This window comes from Nitrospira lenta (assembly GCF_900403705.1).
Lineage (GTDB): Bacteria > Nitrospirota > Nitrospiria > Nitrospirales > Nitrospiraceae > Nitrospira_D > Nitrospira_D lenta.
Genome location: NZ_OUNR01000016.1, coordinates 153438 through 171819, shown reverse-complemented (window position 1 = coordinate 171819; position 18382 = coordinate 153438). Strand labels below are relative to the sequence as shown.

The window sequence follows — 18382 nt, the reverse complement described above, 5'->3', positions numbered from 1 at the left end:
CATGTGTCAAGCGACGGAGGAGAGAATCTCTCTTCTCCGGACAGTTCTTGACCAGCCGGTCGTTCAGGATTATGGTGCGAACTGAGGTGGTTTTGTGGCTGTTCAATCGTTGATGAGCCGACACCGCCAGTCTGTCCGTACGAACGATAGTAGGATGAGGCGCTAAGAGTTATCGATGTCCAGCCAGGTGTCTTCGTTATTTGAATTGTACCGGCAAGCGATTCGGTCTACGGGGCGGTCGCTTCGTCATAGTTGGATCGCCATGCTCGCGTTGGTGGGGTTTGCGCTGCTATTCGTCGTGGTGTCGCAGGTGGCCGGCACGTTAGGGATCGTCGGCGGTTTTATTCTGGGAGCCCTCAATGCCTTGTTGGTGGGTGCGACACTTTCGTTGATCGAGCGCTCGCTGAACGGCGCCCGCTCCCTTCAATTGCACGACATTCAGGAAAGTCTGGGCGCCTACTTTTGGGAGGTCATCGGGGTGGGGTTTGTCTTATGGCTCCCCATCATGGCGCTCGACTTGGGGACTCAAGCCAATCCCTATGGCCAATTTCTCTCGTCGGCAGTGCTCCTGCTTCTTTTCATTTTGCTGAATCCGGCACCGGAGGTGATTTATCAGGTGCGGCAGGACTCTCCGCTGGACGTACTGAAAACCTGCTACGAGTTTGTCCTGGAAAATTGGATCGAATGGTTCTTGCCGTTTGGACTCTTGATCCTTCCGGTGGTGATCTCGCCGTCCGGGCTTGAGCAATTTGTTCGCTTATCGAGTCGTCTTGGCCGGGGAGCCGGGCTCGACTTTTTCCAACTATTGATTCTCCCGTTCACCGTGCTCGGCGGGTGGTTCAGTTATCTGGGGCTTCCGTCCGACGCCTACTGGATCCTGGCGATTCTGCTGACTCCTCCTGTGGCCATGAGCATCCTTTTGTTTCGCGGCCATCTCTTTGCATTACTGCATGGCTCATCTCACCGACAACGTGCGTTCGCCCGTCGATTTGACGACGGGCGGTAGATAGGTGAATGGCGACTGCCGGTGTAGAGCTGGCGCAGACTCTCTGAGTAGACTGTGCGCGAGCGAGACCTGTCATAAAATATTCTCGAATTCACGCAATAGAGTACGGCAAGAGTTGTGGTAGAGGGTGAAATTGTGTATGGTTTTACCTACGCTTGGTCTTTGACCAACTCCAGCTCATAGGGCGAAGGCTTCCCAAATCATGAGACTCTCCATCTTTTGGCGGTTGGTTCTTACCTGCCTTGTGATTATTGTCGTTATGGCAGGGGTGAATCTCTATGCCTTATTCCAGCTTCGCCAACTCACGGCGCTCAGTACAGAAATGGCGTCGTTTCACTATCCCGCAGTGGAGGCTGCCAAGCGATTGCAGGAATCGTTGTTTGCGCAACTGAACAGTGAGAAAAAGTATCTTGCCACGAAGGATACGGCGTTTCTGACGAACTATAATGAAGAGGTTGAAGAATTTCAGCGAAACCTTCAGCACCTCCGCGATCAAGAAATTACTCCTCATGCCATCACGTTGCTGCAAGAGGCCGGACGGCTGCTACAGGAACGCCTGGTGCTTTTTCATGACGAATTCGAGCATCCCGCCGATCAAGTCGGCGGGCATGCGGTAGGATACGAGAATCGTCGAGATGCCATCATGGATCGAATGTCTGCGACGATTCAAAGTTATATCGACGTGCATGAAGCTCGCGTGAGTGTGGGCGTCAGCGAATCACGCGCCAGCGCAGCGCGGGCGGAAGCCGTGACAGAGCAGTTAGTGCTGGTGGCCTTGGTCTTCGGGATTGGACTCGCAGGAATTGCCAGTTACAGTATTCTACGGCCGCTTGGTCAACTACAGGGACATATCAAGCTGATCGGGCAAGGAAAATTCGGGACACCCTTGGAGATTACTGCCCCTTCAGAGCTTCGCGATCTGGTGGACACCGTCAACTGGATGGGGGGGAAGCTCCAAGAGCTGGACGACATGAAGTCTGAATTTCTCGCCCACGTGTCCCACGAATTACGCACGCCGATGGCCTCGATTCAGGAAGGGACTCATCTGCTTCTCGATGAAATTCCAGGACCGCTCGTTCAAGAGCAGCGGACTACGCTTCGGATCATGGCCGACAGCAGTCGACGGCTGATTCACCTCATCTCGACGATTCTCGATCTTTCCAAGATGGAAGCCGGGATGATGGAGTATAGAATTGTTCCGATCGATCTGAATAGAATTGCGGATATTTCAGTCAATAAGGTCCGTCTCTTGGCTGATTCCAAACACGTTCAGCTTCTGACGGAGCATCCGAAAGAGCGGTTGTGGGTGAAAGCGGATGCGTTGCGCATCGAACAAGTGTTCGATAATCTCTTGTCCAACGCCTTGAAATTCAGCCCCGAAGGAGGCATCGTCAAATTGCACATGGCACAGGATGCCAAGGCGGGGGTCTTGGAAATATCAGTCTCTGATGCCGGGCCGGGTATCGATTCGGAAGATCTGCCTCATATTTTTGAGCGATTTTATCAAGGACGAAATAAGGCCAAGAATGCCTCGGCAGGGAGCGGACTGGGATTGGCGCTGGCAAAGAAAATTGTGGAAGCCCATAGTGGGCGGATCTGGATTGAAGGGGAGGCTGGAAAGGGGACGACTGTACGGTTTATCCTACGGTTGACCAAACCAGGCGGGACAAGCTGAGGGTGACTATGAAGAGTGCCGTATTGTGGATTATTCCTATTGTGGTCAGCGGATGTGCGAGCTGGACTTCGCCATTGCCGCTGAATCAACCATTTTTCCACGTTGATTCAGCAGAATCTAAGCTCTATCAGACACTTGCAAAGAAGCAAGATGCCATCGTGCAGAAATGCAACGAAACGACTTCGTGCGACCACGCCTATTTTACTCGGGGCCTCTTAGGACTGTACGAAAGCCGCGAAGTTGCTGAAAAATATTTTGGAAAGGTTCTCGCCGTTGCACCCAAGAGCCAGTTAGCGGCCTCCAGTAAAGCGTGGCTGAAATTGCTGCAGGATTCGAATGGCTCTAAGGATCCATCGTGGGTGCAGGCGGTGTTGACGGCTCCTGCCGTGGCTGATGCGAATAGCTCATTAAATCATGCGACAGACCGCCTGGTGCGGGACTTGCTTGACCGTGAAGTGATTATGCAGCAACTTCGTGGGATGAAGGAGGCCGATGCGCAAGCGATTGAGGCGCTGCAACGGCAGATTGCCGACCAGGAGCGAAAGATCGAGATATTGACATCGAAGAAGGACAAGGACGGCCTGAAAACGGCATCCGAGCAAGGCTCAGTTCAAACATTTCAGAAACAAGTCATAGAACGGGATAAGAAGATCGAAGAACTTTCTAGCCAGTTGGAGGCGCTGAAGCGGATCGATCAGGAGATGCGCGAGAAGGTTCGACCGATTCGTCCGCCATCAGCGAATGCGCCTGTCCCCGCGACAGAACCCGCACCTGCGCAGTAAGGAGCCTATGGACAAGGAACAAATCTTAGTAGTCGATGACGATGAAGGATTGTTGCATCTATTGAAGATGCGACTCTCCGCAGAGGGATTTGCCGTGACCTCATGCACCACCGGGCACGAAGCTCTGGTGGAGGCGAAAAAGAAGATGTTCGATCTAGCCGTGACGGACTTGCGACTGCACGGGGAAGACGGTCTGGATGTGACGGAGGAACTGCTGCGGATTCATCCGCAGTTGCCGGTGATTATTCTGACCGCGCACGGCAGCATTCCAAATGCCGTCGAAGCGATGCAGCGCGGAGCCTTCGGATATCTGACGAAACCATTCGACGACAAAGAGCTAAAAGCCACGATCGAAAAGGCTCTGTCGCAACAGCGCATGAGCAAGGAAATTCAACGGCTCAAGTCTTTGGTCAAAGAGCTCTACGGACTTGAAAACGTCGTCGCGCGGAGTCCGGCCATGCAGCGGCTCTTTCAGCAGATCGCCCAAGTGGCGGATTCCGATGCCACGATTCTGCTCTTTGGCGAAACCGGTACTGGGAAAGAAGTGATGGCCCGGGTGGCGCACACCAACAGCCGCCGAAGCAAAGGGCCTTTTGTCGCGTTAAATTGCGCCGCCATTCCTGAAGCGTTATTCGAAAGCGAACTCTTTGGGCATGTGCGCGGAGCCTTTACCAGCGCGCACGGCGCTAAAAAAGGACTCTTTCAGAGCGCCAACGGCGGGACGATTTTCCTGGATGAGATCGGTGAAATGCCGCTCTCGATGCAGGTGAAGCTTCTCCGCGCGGTTCAAGAGCGGGAGGTCCGCGAAGTCGGATCTGAGCTCTCGACCAAAATTGACGTGCGCATCATTGCTGCGACGAACAAAGATCTCGGCGAGGCGGTCAAGAACGGCAGCTTCCGCAACGATCTGTATTACCGGATTTCCGTGGTGCCGCTTTTTATTCCGCCGTTGCGCGACCGTCGCGACGATATTCCATTGCTCGCGCAGCATTTCCTGAAAATCAGTAACCAGCGGGCGAATAAAGATGTCCGTGGCTTTACACCGACGGCGCTGCACCGGTTGATGGTGAATCCCTGGCCGGGAAATGTGCGTGAATTGGAAAACGCGATTGAGAAAGCGGTGGTGATGACCCGCCAGGATATGATTACGCCGGATCTCCTGCCGTCCGTCGGGGTGTCTCCCGATACGCCGCTGAAACCACTGACAGAGGCGAAGGAAGAGTTCGAGCGGACGTATCTGAAGAATGTCCTCCAATTGACCGGCGGGAACATCTCCCGCGCGGCCCAGTTCGCCGGCCGGTATCGGGCGGACTTCTATAAAATGTTGCGGAAATATGGATTGCACCCCTCGACCACGAAGGGGAAGATCGAGGCTGATATCGAAGAAATGGAAGATGAGTCGACTCTGATGGAAGCCGATCGATAAGGCATTCTCGTCGGCAGGGGAAATGAGGATTCGTGCCGGTTGGTTATATTGCAACCGGGTGCGCGGCTTGTGAGTCAGTCACGGCGCAACAAAGTGCCGTGACACCGGTGAGGATAGGGGGAAGGGGCTGTAACGCCGTCCAGGGGTTCGTCTCGTGGCGAGTGAGATGTTCACGGCGTCTCGCTGAGTTGGAGCACCGCGATGGACCTGGCTTCGAGCTCGTATCGCTCGCCTCCCTTGAGGATCACGACCTCCTTCTCCGTTCCCGCTGCCACTGAGGTATCGAGGATCGGCTGCCATCGAACGCCCCGCTTGTGAGCCGGAAGTGTGAAGGATAGCGGCTCATGATGGGCATTGAGAAGAATCAAGAGCGTATCGTCGATAATGGCGCGTCCCTTTTCATCGGTTTCTCCGATGGCGTCTCCGGCCAGCCGGAGCGCTAAGGATTTTGTATACCCGGCATACCAGTCTTCGTCGGTCATCTCCTTGCCGTCTGGCTTGAACCAGGAAATGTCTTTTACTTCAGATCCTCGTATGTGCCGCCCCTGGAAAAACCGCCTTCTTCTGAGAACGGGGTGGCGCTTGCGGAATCCGATCAGGCCTCGGATAAAGTCAAACAGATCGCGCTGAGCTTTGGTCAGGTTCCAGTCGTACCAGCTGATTTCATTGTCCTGGCAGTAGGCATTATTGTTTCCCATCTGAGTGCGGCCGAGTTCGTCGCCTCCGCAGAGCATCGGCACGCCTTGCGAGAAAAACAACAACGTCATGAAATTGCGCTTCAAGCGCTCGCGCAACGCGAGGACGGCCGGATCCTCTGTCGGGCCTTCGACGCCGCAGTTCCAGCTTGCATTGTCGTCTGTGCCGTCGCGGTTCATTTCGCCGTTGGCGTCATTGTGTTTGTTGTTATATGACACCAGGTCTTGGAGGGTGAATCCATCGTGAGCCGTGATGAAATTGACACTGGCATACGGTCGCCGGCCGCTCATGCTGTAGAGATCGCTGCTGCCGGTGAGCCGGTAGGCGACTTCCGCGACCTGGCCTCCGTCACCCTTGACGTACCGGCGGATCGTGTCTCGGTATTTGCCGTTCCACTCGGCCCAGCCGACCGGGAAATTGCCGACTTGATAGCCGCCTTCACCCACGTCCCAGGGCTCGGCAATCAACTTCACCTGTGACAGGAGCGGGTCTTGATGGAGGATATCGAAAAACGCACTCAGCCGGTCGACGGCGTGCAGTTCTCGTGCGAGCGCGGATGCGAGATCGAAGCGGAATCCGTCCACGTGCATCTCCGTGACCCAGTAACGCAGACTGTCCATGATCAGTTGAAGCGTACGTGGGTGGGTCACATTGAGCGTATTGCCGCACCCCGAGTAGTCCCTGTAGTACCGGGGCTCCGCCGAGCTCAGGCGGTAATAGGCGCTATTGTCCACTCCGCGAAAGGATAAGGTCGGCCCCAAGTGGTTGCCCTCTGCCGTATGGTTGTACACCACGTCGAGAATCACTTCGATTCCTGCACTATGCAGCGTCTTCACCATGGTTTTGAATTCGCGCACGTGTCGTCCGCGCACAGGAGAGGTGGCGTATCGAATATCCGGCGCGAAGAATCCAATGGTGTTATAGCCCCAATAGTTGGTGAGCCCCAGGTCGAGCAGGTGTTTGTCGCGAACGAAATGCTGGATCGGCATCAGCTCGACCGCGGTAATACCGAGGTTCACGAGATGGTCGATGACGGCGGGAGTCGTCATCCCGGAGTAGGTGCCGCGCATATGCTCGGGGACATCCGGGTGTCTCGCGGTGAATCCCTTGACGTGCGCTTCGTAGATGATTGTTTTGTCCCAGGGGGTCTTCGGCAGACGGTCGTCGCCCCAGGTAAAGGCCTGGTCGATCACGACGCATTTGGGAATATTGGCGGCATTGTCCCTGGTGTCGAATGACAGGTCGGCTTTCGGGTCGCCGATGCTATAGCCGAACATGGCATCCGACCACTGGATCGTGCCGGCGATGGATTTTGCATAGGGATCAATCAAGAGCTTATTGGGATTGAATCGATGTCCCGCTTCCGGGGCATAGGGGCCATGCACCCGATAACCGTAATGGTGTCCGGGCCAGAGTCCGGGAATATAGACATGCCAAACTTGGTCGGTCCGCTCTTCCAATCGGATCCGAATCGATTCTTGTGGGGAATCGGGTCCATCGAACAGGCAGAGTTCGACCGCGGTGGCGTTCTCGGAGAAAATCGCAAAATTGACTCCCTCGCCATCCCAGGTCGCGCCCAGGGGATACGGTCGTCCTGGCCAAGTTCTCATTGTGGATCCTTCCAGTTTCGTTCAGCCGGGTATTTCACCACCGTTAAGGCCGGAGACGCGATTGCAATCCCAGCCTGTGCCAGTGATTGTAGCACCTGGATCTGCATGTGATGTTTGACCGTTCGCCGTGCGCGCGCCTGTACGACATAACGCAGGGTGCAGGCCACCCAGTGTTCCGTCAGCGAGATGTACACATGACTATCGGTGTCGAGGTCGCCAACGAATGAGGCCCCGGGCAACTGTTGCATAGCCATTTTCGCCGGGCCTGCCGTGTCTCGCGTGTAATCGGAGATTGCTTCCAGGATCGTCGGCTCGGCTCGTTCCCACTTGGGGCCGTACGAGATCGGCACAGTAAATTCATCCCATATATACGGAGAACCTTGCGTGTAATTGAAGACAGGATCTTTGAACACGGCGGCATTCGTGATGTTGACCACACGCCCAGTGAGTTGATCGGCCGAGACCCAATTGCCGATTTCCAAGAGCGACGTTTTCAAAATGCCCATATCGATGACGTCTCCGATGACCCCGCCCAGTTGTATGCGATCGCCGACCTTATAGAGATTCGACGAAATGATCAGCGCCCATCCGGCCATGCTGACAATGAGCGGAGCCAGTGCGATCGCCAGTCCCGCTCCCGTCGCGCCAAGCACGAGCAGCAGACCTTGTAGCCGTTGAGCCCAAATCCCCAGAATCGTCACCAGGAATATGCTGACGGCGCTGTATCGGATCAGCTTTCGAATGAGATAGCGCCAGTGCTCATCCGACACGGTGCGCTCCGCGGCCCATTCGCCGAGGCGAACCGCCGCGACGAACACGATGAGCAGGACGACGGTATAAATCAGGCGATCATCAAGGTCGTTCGTCCAAATCACCCACGGTTGAGGCAGCGCGCTCATGAGACTCCGTCCTATTCATTCAGTTCTTACGGTGCCCCCAAACCGTATGCAAGGAGAAATTTCCCCCCGTATTCGTCTTGTGTAAGAACCGGCTGCCCAGTAATGTGAAATCACATCGTCATGATTCAGAGATGATTCGGAGGCTCCAGTGGCAGACACATGGCAGTTGGATTTCGGCGCCAGGCTTGTTGGAACAGACCGCGTACACTTTCGAGTGTGGGCGCCGAAGGCCCATGCGGTGGCTGTCGAAATGGCCGATCAGGACCGATCTTCCTTCCCGATGCAATCCACAGAAGGGGGATATTTCGAAGCCATGGTCGAGGGAATCGGGCCAGGGGCGCGGTATCGGTATCTCTTGGACGGGAAGAACGCGCGGCCGGATCCTGCGTCACGATTTCAGCCGGAGGGAGTGCATGGTCCTTCAGCGGTCATCGATCCGCGCTCGTTCGTGTGGACGGATACGGCCTGGCAAGGCCTGCGGCTGAAAGACATGATCATCTATGAATTGCATGCGGGAACCTTTACGCGGGAAGGAACATTCGATGCCATTATTCCGCAGCTGCTCTATCTGAAAGAGACTGTCGGTGTGACGGTCATTGAATTGATGCCGGTGGCGCAGTTTCCAGGGGGGCGGAACTGGGGGTATGACGGGGTGTACCCGTTTGCTCCGCAGAACACTTACGGCGGGCCAGAAGGGCTGAAGCGCCTGGTGGATGCCTGTCATGCTCTAGGGCTCGCCGTCATGCTCGACGTGGTGTACAACCATCTCGGCCCCGAAGGAAACTATCTCGGCGAGTACGGTCCCTATTTTACCGACCGGTACAAGACGCCGTGGGGTTCGGCGATCAATTACGATGGCCCGGACAGCGACGAGGTCCGTCACTATATCGTCAGCAATGCCCTCTACTGGATTACCGAATATCACATCGATGCCTTGCGGCTGGACGCAATTCACGGGATCTACGATTTCAGCGCAACGCATATTTTGAAAGAACTGGCGATGTCGGTACAGCATCAGGCGGCCACGCTCAACCGCCACGTTGTGGTCATTGCCGAAAGCGATTTGAATGATACACGGATCATCGACCCGCCCGCGTTGGGCGGATACGGTCTTGACGGGCAGTGGAACGATGACTTTCATCATGCGCTGCGAGTGACGTTGCGCGGAGAGCGGCGAGGCTATTATGAGGACTTCCACGGTCTAAAGGACCTCGGCACGGCGGTTCGCGATGGGTTTGTGTACAGCGGACGGTATTCTGCGCATCGGCGACGCCGGCACGGGTCTTCGTCGCAACAGAGCCGTCCGTCTCAGCTGGTGATCTATTCCCAAAATCACGATCAGGTTGGGAATCGTGCGGTCGGAGACCGGTTGACCACGCACCTTCCCATGGGGGCGCTGAAGGTGGCGCGTGCGCTGGTCCTGCTCTCACCCCAAATTCCGCTGTTATTCATGGGCGAAGAATATGGGGAAACAGCGCCCTTCCAATATTTCATCGAGCACGGCGATCCCGGCTTGGTCGACGCTGTCAGGCAGGGGCGGCGGGACGAGTTCGCTCATTTTGAATGGAAGGCAGAAGACATTCCTGATCCGCAGGACCCAGCGACCTTCGAGCGAAGCCGGTTGAATCGGGAGCGGCTCAATGAAGGGCAGGCCGGACTGCTTCGCTGGACCCGCGCGCTTACCTACTTCAGGAAAACGCTTCCAATCCTGGGTGCCGGTGAGGGAACTCGGATACACCATTCCGTGTGGGCCTTGGAACAAGAACACGTATTGATCCTACATAGATGGTCCGATAGCGGCGATGCGGCGTTGTTGCTGTTTGGATTCAATCCTTCCCCAACCAAGCTGACACTCTCTAGGCCGGTGGGGAGCTGGCAACTCGGACTGGATTCCGGAGCGATAGAGTTCGGTGGAACTGGAGCAGAGGGAATGCCGCAAGAGCTCGTCATCGCTCCCCAGGGAAGCACGCTGATCATTCCCGCGTATAACGCAGCCGTATACGCTTTGGTACAACCCAAGAAGTCTATCTGACAAGACCAAGGAAGCCGGCGAGCGGTGGCGCACCGGGTCGGACCTGAACCAGTGGAGGTGTGGTATGCAGCCATCCCATATAACGCAATTGTTTGATCGGCTACTCGAATGGGCCTCCACTTCGGGTTTACGCGTGCTCTTGATCGCAGTCGCCATGTTCTTTTTGTTGACGCTACTGAAGCGGGGCATGGCGAGATTCCGTTCTGTGTATGAAGGGGCGCTCCCCGGTCCGTCCCAAATCAAGCGCGCGCGCACGTTGACGCATATTGTCAGGGATGTCGTGCGGATCATCATTATTGCCGTCGGGGGGATGATGATCTTGTCCGAAATCGGGGTGGACTTGAAACCGTTGCTGGCGGCTGCCGGTCTTGGTGGATTGGCCATTGGTTTTGGAGCGCAAAGTCTTGTGAAAGACCTGATCTCAGGGTTTTTTATTCTTTTGGAAAACTCCGTTCGAGTGGGAGATGTGGTTGAGGTGGCAGGAGTGACAGGGCTTGTCGAAGAAATCGAACTGCGCACCATCAAGCTCCGCGACTTGTCCGGCACGGTCTATGTCGTTCCCAATGGCGTCATCGATAAAGTGAAAAACATGACGAAAGACTACTCCTTCGCTCTGTTCAGCGTCGGGGTCGCCTACCGAGAAAATGTGGATGAGGTGATGGCCGTTTTGCTGGAGATTGCCGAAGAGCTGCGTCGAGATCCCCGGTTTACGAACGACGTTCTGGAGCCGATGGAAATGTTGGGCGTGGATCAATTTGCGGATTCTGCCGTGATTATTAAGTGCCGCATTAAGACCGAGCCTCTGAAACAATGGAGCATCGGTCGAGAGATGAACCGGCGAATCAAAAATACCTTTGACGCCAAGGGGATTGAGATCCCATTCCCGCATCAGACGATTTACTGGGGTGAGCCCAAGAAGGGGACGCCGCCGCCGTTATACGTCGCGGAACTGCATCAATCGAACGCAGCATCTAATTAATGAAGCCTGCCGGCATTCTCGGCTTGAGCTGAATAGTTGAACGAGGTGGCGGTCACGGCATTGCGGCTCTGTGTGCTGTATTGGTTTCCATCCTATAGCTACAAGCTACACTCAGGTTCTGCCAATTGACTCCGTGGTGGGAACTATCCTGCTTTGCTTGGCCAAGTAGTGCTGTGCTGGATACGTGGGGGCCAATAGGCGTAGATCGGCTTCTACGGGGCCGGGGGCGGGCTGCGAGCCCCGTTCATCTGGCTGCACTCTGCGTCAGTACGGCGTCCTGATGACGAGCCGGCGCATCATTTCTCTGTCGCCTCCAATCATTACATAAGAATGCTTCTCGGTGGCGCCGCGCACATGCGTGGCGATCTCGATCTATCACGTTCAGACGAAGGACCTGATTGAGTTCATTGCGGCAAGCAGGGTTTAGCTAGCTTGAAGAGCAAGAAAGCGTGACGGTCGCTGCGCGCTGCCGAGGCTGTGATGTGAGCCGCCAGACGCAGTCTTGTCTTGCACCGGAGCTGTGCGGGAATCGGGCAGTAAGAATTCAGCTGCTTGACGCGCCGCAGGCAGGTGCGCAGAGCGATAGGGATGCGTGAAGAACGAGTGAAAATAGTTCTTGACTGGAAATTGGTAAAGCGGTAAAGTGACTCATCGGTCACATTTGAATGAATGGTCACGATGCGATGATTCCGGAGTGGAGAGGGAGGCTGCCATGAGATTACTCAAGTCCGAAGCGGGGCGTGTCTCTAGGGGGCAGGGGCGAGGACCGGGCGTGAAGGTCGATGCCGCTCATAGCGAGCCATGCAGTGCGAAGTTGGGAGATGCGATCTGCTTAAGTGTTGTTGGTGATGACGTCAGCGGTGGGCCGAGTCAGCAAACCATCAGTGTGTGGTTGCCTGACGGCACCTGTTGCGAGGGAACCACAAAGAGGACGAACGACGAATTTCTCTTTGTCGAATCGCGGATGCTGCTTCCCGTCGGAACGACCATCTCGATTCAACCGACTCAATTAGGCACTCCGGGATCGGGCACTTTGGAAGCAACGGAAGCGACGGTTGTTTGGCTCTGCCCGGTGGCCGATCACTTTAAGAATGTGAAGGGTTTTGGTGTCCGTCTGCACGCAAGTGGGGCTCTGGCTGTCGGATGTGCGGCGGCGAATAGCCCAAAGGAGGCAAGATGAAGGTGTTGCACGGAATCGCGAAGCCGGTCATCCCGCAGCCGGGTCGTCTGGGGCGGTGTTGGCCCAGTAGTCAGGCAGAGCACTCATCGCCTTCAATCCATGAAGCGGTAGAGTCTTCAGGCGGAAGTGCTCGGCTGAATGTGGTGAGAGAAACGGGAGTTCTATAACGGAATCCAGAAAGGAACGGTGATCTATGACCGTCAATGGTAACGGGATAAAGACAGTCGGATTTACATTTATCACGGGTGTGTTGGCCGGCGGAGTGGCCGGATTATTGTTCGCTCCTCAATCAGGTGCCAGGACGCGTCGCCGACTAGGGAACCTGACTGAAGATGTGAAAGAGCGAGTCGGCGTTCTTGCGGAGGATACCAAGGGGGCGGTCGAGTCCATGGTCGAGCGTGGACGACGCCTGGTCTCCGCCTAGATGAGGGCAGATACGCGGGCGTGAATGTGTTGGAACACAGGCAACGTGAATCAAGCGAAGGGAGTGAATGATGTCATGCCAACGATGCAATGGATGTATGATCCGCGATTCGTTTTGCGATCTTCGTGATGACACGGGAACGGTGGTGTTTCAGGGATGGCGTTGCGTGAATTGCGGAGAAGTGGTCGATGCCGTGGTGCTTGCCCATCGGCGCAATCATCCGGAGGGGCCCTACCGGGGGAAGACCAGAGATCGGCGAGGCTGGGAACGTCTGGCCGTGGTGTAGGGCCGAAGGTGCGATGAGTGCCGAGCCGTCCCGATACGTACGACTGTGCGGAGAGGAGGATGCATGTTCGGTTCATTCGGCATCATGGAATTAGTCCTCATCCTCTTTATCGTTCTGATTATCTTCGGGGCGGGGAAGCTGCCGCAGCTGGGTGAAGGAGTTGGAAAGGCCATTAAGGGGTTTAAGAAGTCCGTCCATGAGGCAGACGAGATAGCCGCTGAGCCGACGGCACCGCAACCCACGATCCCTCCGAGGTCAGAAGCGGCCTCTCAAACGACTATCGACGCTCCGGCCGAACCACCTGGGAACGGCCTGCAGCCTCCACACACCTGACGTCGGCTGAAAAGGAGGATCCCGATCCCGCCCGTATTGTTCATGCCATGGCCGCCCGTGCCCTTAACCGGGGCATTGCCGCGACCGGTGCCATTAAGAAAGGAGGCGTCCCTTATGATGCAGACATACACGAAATCGATGCAAGGGAACACGCGCACGGCTTCTCCGCTCTGGTCGATTGTACTGGCAGGAGGAGAAGGAAAACGATTGGCACCAGTCATCAAGCAGTGGCTGGGTGAAGAAAAACCTAAACAGTACTGTACCTTCACCGGAACGCGATCCATGTTGCAACATACGGTGGATCGCGCCGACTGCCTGGCCGCGCCTGAACAACGGGTGACGGTCGTGGGCGCGCATCATGAGGCAGAGGCGGTCAGGCAGTTGGACTCGCGCGGCGGCAAACTCGTTCTTCAGCCGGCCAATCGCGATACAGCGGCCGGGATCTATTTACCCCTCACCTATGTGCGGGCCATGGATCCCGACGCGACGGTGGTCATCTATCCTTCCGATCATTTCATCTACCCTGAAGGCGTCTTTATCGACGCGGTCCGTCATGCGGCGTTGGCTGCCGACCTCATGGACGACCGGCTGATGCTTCTCGGGATCAGGCCGGACGCCAAAGAGTTTGAGTATGGCCATATAAAGCTGGATCAACGGGTCGCTGATTATGGACCCCATTCGGTGTGGACGGTGGACCAATTTCTGGAGAAACCGGATCCCCGGACCGCCGGATCCCTTGGAGAAGAGGTCTTGTGGAACACGATGATCATCGTGGCAAAGGTGGATATGCTCTGGAAGTTGGGGGAGAAAACCCTGCCGTCGATGATGCGATTGTTTGAAACCTTTCAACCGGCCATTGGAACGTCGCGCGAGCTTCAAGTCCTGGGCCGGCTGTATGAGCGCATGCCGGTGCGCAATTTCTCATCGGATGTGCTGGAACGAGCGCCCTCGCATGTGGCCGCCTTTGAAGTGAGAGATGTGGCCTGGAATGACTGGGGCCGGGCGGAGAGGATCACCGAGAGTTTGCGCGGGATCGGAAAGGTTCCGGTGTTCTCCGCGGAATTGACGGGGGTTGCATAAGGGTCGGCACCGCACAACAATGGATTTGGTTTGGGAGCGATGACCGAATGTCTCCATTGTCCGCAATGGAGGGGAGCGACGTCATGAGTCCTCTGATACCGAAGCGGAGTCTGTTGCAGCTGAAGTTATGGGATGACTCTCCCCTCAGACATTACGTGTGGGGTGCGTTGATACTGGCGGTTGGAGCGTTCACGGTATTCGGGATGTGGTTCTTGCTCGGCGGGTGAGGTCTGTGTCACGGCACAGTGGCCGACAAAAGGAGGAGTCATGAAGCAGCCAGTTCGAAAAAAGACGCCGCCTGGATTGCCCCGGCGGCGCGCGCCGGCCAAACAGCCTGTGGTTTTCGAATACTTCGATCCTGCGGCAAAGATTGTCACCGTGGCTGGAGATTTCAATCAGTGGAATCCAGCGGCGCGCGTGCTCAAGCGCGATGCCGGAGGATTATGGAAAGTCACCGTTCGCCTGGAGCCTGGCGCCTATCAGTACAAGTTTGTTGTGAACGGAGACCGATGGGAAGAGGACCCCTTGAATCTGCATCGCATCTATAACGACCACGCGACGTTTAATTCAATTCGGAAGGTGGGTGCGCCGGTTGCGCAGTTACCGGAGAGAAAAGGATAGAGGAGAATGATGATACCAGCGCAGGAAGAGGTCGCACTTTCCCGAGTCGCCAGGCGGAAGGTGGAAACCAATCGCCGCCTGCTCAAAGTTGCGCGACAGCTCTTTTCGGAAAAGGGAATTTATTGGGCCAAGGTCGAAGATATTACGGAATTGGCGGATCTGGGGAAAGGCACCTTCTACAAATATTTCGAATCGAAAGAGGCGATCATTCGGGTCTTGCTGGAAGAAGGACTTAGCGAGCTGGCGGCGGAAACTGACGCCGCGGTGCGCCGGGCCTCATCTCCGGCAAAGATCCTCTCGGCGGCGATTACCACGCGCGTGGATTTCTTTCTCCGGCATCCCGATTATTTGCTGTTGTTTCACCAGGTGCGGGGAATGTTGCAACTGCAAGTCGATGCGGCGAAGGGTTTATTGGAGGTGTACGACGCCCATCTCCGCTGGCTTGCGAAGGCCGTGCGTCCGGCGGTGGAAGGAACCGAGGCGAGCACGGCGAGAGACCTAGCGACGGCGATTGCAGCCTATACATCAGGACTCTTGACCTATCATGTGCTGTTCGAGGGCGCTGAAGGCGTCCGGCGGCGGCGAGACAGTTTGGTTCATGCCATTGAGCAGAGTGTAAAGGCTTTGATCAAGAGCGGCAGCGGACGCTCGATCTCTCTGAAGCGGGGTAAGTAAGCCTTTCGGGCTGTTTGAGCCGGCGGCCTCAATTCATATGCGGCGGCCTTGCTCCTACGCTCCGATCTTGCGGAAGCGAGTCGGTAGCCGGTGACACGCATAGAGTCGCAGGACAGGAAGGACGCGCTGACATGTACCGTGTGAAGAAGTTTGATGATCTCAAAGGGTTGCGTGATTTCAGCAATCAGCTGCTGCAAAACCATCTCGCGCTGTACCAGGGGTACGTCAAGAACACGAATCAGTTGGCCGCGCACCTGATCCATCTGGTGAAGCTTGGAAAAGCCGACACGATGGAATATGCGGAGATGAAGCGCCGCTTCGGTTGGGAGTTCAACGGCATGCGTCTCCATGAACTCTATTTCGAGAATCTGACGAAGCGCCCGGTTCCACTCAGGAAAGAATCCCCGCTCTACGAAAAGGTGTGGCAAGAATTCGGGGACTACTCCACCTGGGAGCGTGGGTTCAGGAGTGTCGGCGGCATGCGCGGGATCGGATGGGTGGTCCTCACGCGAGATCCAGAGACCGGTCGCCTGTTCAATGTCTGGCTGGATGAGCACGATGCCGGATTTCTCGTTGGGTCGACCCCGTTGCTGGTCATGGATGTGTTCGAACACGCGTACTTGCAGGAATTCGGAATGAACCGCACGGCCTATGTCCAGGCCTTTATGCGGGCGATTGCCTGGCCGGTGGTCGAACGGCGCTTCGAGGCGGCACTCCCTCCGCCTCGCCCGGCGACGGCGGTGATCAAAAGGAGGGCCTCATGAAAGAATATCATGCGAAAGCGTATGACCATCTGATGCGCTTGCCCGGGTTCAGTGAGCAGTCCGTGACAACGCACCTGACTCTCTATCAGGGTTATGTCAACAACACGAACCTCCTCGCCGAAATGATGCGTGAGCAATTAACGGTCGGACAATGCGGGACGATCGAATGGGCGGAAATGAAACGGCGCTTCGCCTGGGAGTTCAACGGCATGCGCCTGCATGAGTATTATTTCGAGAACCTCACCGGCACAGCCACGGCGCTGGACCGGCAATCGCAGCTCTACAAGAAAATCGAAGAAGACTTTAACGGCTATGGCCTCTGGGAACAGGGGTTTAAGGGGACCGGCGGCATGCGTGGGATTGGCTGGGTCATCCTGTCCTATGACGTGCAGACCGGGAGACTTTTCAATGTCTGGCTCAATGAGCACGATACCGGTTTGTTGGTCGATACCCTTCCGTTGTTGGTCATGGATATGTTCGAGCATGCCTACCTTCCGGACTACCGGCTGAAACGGCAGGAATATGTGGAAGCCTTCTTCAACGTGATCGATTGGGGACGAGTCGAAAAGCGGTTGTCGGATTGCCTGAAGTCTCAGCTTCCTATCGCGGGCAGGGATGCGGCGTAATGTGCGGCCCAAAGGAGTAACCAGGTCGTGACGAGCACACCAGGCAATCGCGTGCTGGCCATCATTATGGCCGGAGGCAAGGGCGAGCGGCTCATGCCGTTGACCGAGCAGCGGAGTAAGCCGGCCGTGCCGTTCGGCGGAAAGTATCGTATTGCGGATTTTGTCCTGAGTAACTTCTTGAACTCCGGGATCATGTCGATCTATGTGCTGGTGCAGTACCGCTCTCAATCGTTGATCGAACACTTGCGCCGAGCCTGGCGGATCGGCGGGCGCATCAAACAGCATTTCATCACCGTCGTCCCTCCGCAAATGAAGGCGCGGGGCGGGTGGTATGAAGGGACCGCCGATGCGGTCTATCACAATCTGAATCTGATTCATGATTTCGCGCCGGATCTGGTCGCGGTGTTTGGGGCCGACCATATCTATCGCATGGACATTAACCAGATGGTCCGCTTTCACCAAGAGCAACAGGCCGACGTCACCGTGGCGGCGTTGCCGGTGCCGCTGCAGGCGGCCACGGGGTTTGGAATCATCGAGACTGACCATGACGGGCGTGTCACGGGTTTTGAAGAGAAACCCAAGCAGCCGAAACCCATGGTGCAGGATCCCCGGCATGCGTTCTCCTCGATGGGGAATTACATTTTTAACCGCGAGTTGCTTGCCACCGTCTTGGAGGAGGACGCCTCGAAACCGGGGTCGCATGATTTTGGCCGAGACATTATTCCTCGCTTGATCTCAAGCCATCGCGTGATGGCCTACAATTTTTGCGACAACAGCGTGCCGGGGATCAAGCCGTATGAGGAACCAGGGTACTGGCGCGATGTCGGGACGCTGGACGCCTATTGGCAGGCGCATATGGATATGCTCGGGGCTGCGCCGGTGCTCGATCTTCGCAATGAGGCCTGGCCGATTCTCTCGGACACGTTCGATGGCCCGACAGCCAGTTTTGCCCGAGCGATGATCGAAGACTCTATGGTGGGGCAGGGGAGCCTGGTGACCGATGCGAAGATTTCCCGCTCGGTGATCGGCCGCAATGTCCATATCGAGCACGGAGTCGAGATTGAAGAATGTGTCATTCTGGACGGCGCGAGGATCGGGGCCAATGCCCGCCTCCGCCGAGTGATTGCCGACCGCTATAACGTGATTCCGCAATCGACGCACATCGGCATATCACTCGAAGCGGATCGGAAACACTACAAGACAACGAAATCAGGCCTGGTCGTGCTGCCCCGTGGCCAGACCCTCGGCAAGAGCGCATCCAATATCCGAATCTCTTCATAACAGGGAG

19 protein-coding genes are annotated in these 18382 nt (G+C 56.2%); 17 read left to right on the top strand and 2 right to left on the bottom strand.

From position 1 onward, the window contains the following. The first annotated feature begins 175 nt into the window (after positions 1–175). The 4 genes from NITLEN_RS10555 (at position 176) to NITLEN_RS10540 (ending at position 4889) form a co-directional block, all read left to right on the top strand. On the top strand, positions 176–1006 hold the full coding sequence (locus tag NITLEN_RS10555; RefSeq protein ID WP_121989577.1) for a hypothetical protein: 831 nt from the start codon (positions 176–178) through the stop codon (positions 1004–1006). 202 nt (positions 1007–1208) lie between these two features. Continuing rightward, on the top strand, positions 1209–2681 hold the full coding sequence (locus tag NITLEN_RS10550; protein WP_121989576.1) for a sensor histidine kinase: 1473 nt from the start codon (positions 1209–1211) through the stop codon (positions 2679–2681). Positions 2682–2689: 8 nt separating this feature from the next. Beyond that, on the top strand, positions 2690–3463 hold the full coding sequence (locus NITLEN_RS10545; protein ID WP_121989575.1) for a hypothetical protein: 774 nt from the start codon (positions 2690–2692) through the stop codon (positions 3461–3463). Between the two features lie 7 nt (positions 3464–3470). Continuing rightward, positions 3471–4889: a sigma-54-dependent transcriptional regulator gene (locus tag NITLEN_RS10540; protein WP_121989574.1), complete on the top strand. Its 1419-nt coding sequence runs from the start codon at positions 3471–3473 to the stop codon at positions 4887–4889. 170 nt (positions 4890–5059) lie between these two features. Here the strand turns inward: NITLEN_RS10540 and glgX are convergent, their stop codons facing one another. Both glgX and NITLEN_RS10530 read right to left on the bottom strand, forming a co-directional pair. After that, on the bottom strand, positions 5060–7195 hold the full coding sequence (gene glgX / locus NITLEN_RS10535) for a glycogen debranching protein GlgX (protein WP_121989573.1): 2136 nt from the start codon (positions 7193–7195) through the stop codon (positions 5060–5062). Then, positions 7192–8094, bottom strand: coding sequence for a mechanosensitive ion channel family protein (locus tag NITLEN_RS10530; protein ID WP_121989572.1), 903 nt, complete (start codon positions 8092–8094; stop codon positions 7192–7194). The genes glgX and NITLEN_RS10530 overlap by 4 nt, the downstream gene beginning before the upstream one ends. Positions 8095–8242: 148 nt before the next feature. Here NITLEN_RS10530 and treZ point away from each other — a divergent pair, with 148 nt between their 5' ends. From treZ to glgC, 13 genes are all read left to right on the top strand, one after another. Continuing rightward, positions 8243–10126 carry a malto-oligosyltrehalose trehalohydrolase gene (treZ, locus tag NITLEN_RS10525; protein ID WP_219999438.1) on the top strand — a complete coding sequence of 628 codons (1884 nt, stop codon included), beginning with the start codon at positions 8243–8245 and terminating at the stop codon, positions 10124–10126. Positions 10127–10190: 64 nt separating this feature from the next. Next, on the top strand, positions 10191–11105 hold the full coding sequence (locus NITLEN_RS10520) for a mechanosensitive ion channel family protein (protein ID WP_121989571.1): 915 nt from the start codon (positions 10191–10193) through the stop codon (positions 11103–11105). Between the two features lie 712 nt (positions 11106–11817). After that, positions 11818–12285, top strand: a complete 468-nt coding sequence (locus tag NITLEN_RS10515; RefSeq protein ID WP_121989570.1) for a hypothetical protein — start codon at positions 11818–11820, stop codon at positions 12283–12285. A 193-nt stretch (positions 12286–12478) separates the two neighbouring features. Then, positions 12479–12709 carry a YtxH domain-containing protein gene (locus NITLEN_RS10510; RefSeq protein WP_121989569.1) on the top strand — a complete coding sequence of 77 codons (231 nt, stop codon included), beginning with the start codon at positions 12479–12481 and terminating at the stop codon, positions 12707–12709. Positions 12710–12806: 97 nt separating this feature from the next. Continuing rightward, positions 12807–12995, top strand: coding sequence for a hypothetical protein (locus NITLEN_RS10505; protein ID WP_121989568.1), 189 nt, complete (start codon positions 12807–12809; stop codon positions 12993–12995). Between the two features lie 63 nt (positions 12996–13058). Further along, positions 13059–13328, top strand: coding sequence for a twin-arginine translocase TatA/TatE family subunit (locus tag NITLEN_RS10500; RefSeq protein ID WP_121989567.1), 270 nt, complete (start codon positions 13059–13061; stop codon positions 13326–13328). A 114-nt stretch (positions 13329–13442) separates the two neighbouring features. Continuing rightward, positions 13443–14408 (top strand): sugar phosphate nucleotidyltransferase, encoded by a 966-nt coding sequence (locus tag NITLEN_RS10495; protein ID WP_181416785.1) that lies wholly within the window; start codon positions 13443–13445, stop codon positions 14406–14408. 83 nt (positions 14409–14491) lie between these two features. Further along, positions 14492–14635, top strand: coding sequence for a hypothetical protein (locus tag NITLEN_RS18125; protein ID WP_181416784.1), 144 nt, complete (start codon positions 14492–14494; stop codon positions 14633–14635). A gap of 40 nt (positions 14636–14675) precedes the next feature. Next, entirely contained in the window at positions 14676–15029 is a 354-nt protein-coding gene (locus NITLEN_RS10485; RefSeq protein ID WP_121989564.1) for an isoamylase early set domain-containing protein, read from the top strand. A gap of 6 nt (positions 15030–15035) precedes the next feature. After that, complete coding sequence (locus NITLEN_RS10480; RefSeq protein WP_121989563.1) at positions 15036–15704, top strand: TetR/AcrR family transcriptional regulator; 669 nt, start codon at positions 15036–15038, stop codon at positions 15702–15704. Positions 15705–15835: 131 nt separating this feature from the next. Beyond that, positions 15836–16468, top strand: coding sequence for a superoxide dismutase (locus tag NITLEN_RS10475; protein WP_121989562.1), 633 nt, complete (start codon positions 15836–15838; stop codon positions 16466–16468). After that, positions 16465–17094, top strand: coding sequence for a superoxide dismutase (locus tag NITLEN_RS10470; protein WP_121989561.1), 630 nt, complete (start codon positions 16465–16467; stop codon positions 17092–17094). Before NITLEN_RS10475 ends, NITLEN_RS10470 begins: the two co-directional genes overlap by 4 nt. 27 nt (positions 17095–17121) lie before the next feature. After that, a complete protein-coding gene (glgC, locus tag NITLEN_RS10465) occupies positions 17122–18375 on the top strand; it encodes a glucose-1-phosphate adenylyltransferase (RefSeq protein ID WP_219999437.1) in 1254 nt (417 codons plus the stop codon). The last annotated feature ends 7 nt before the right edge of the window (positions 18376–18382 follow it).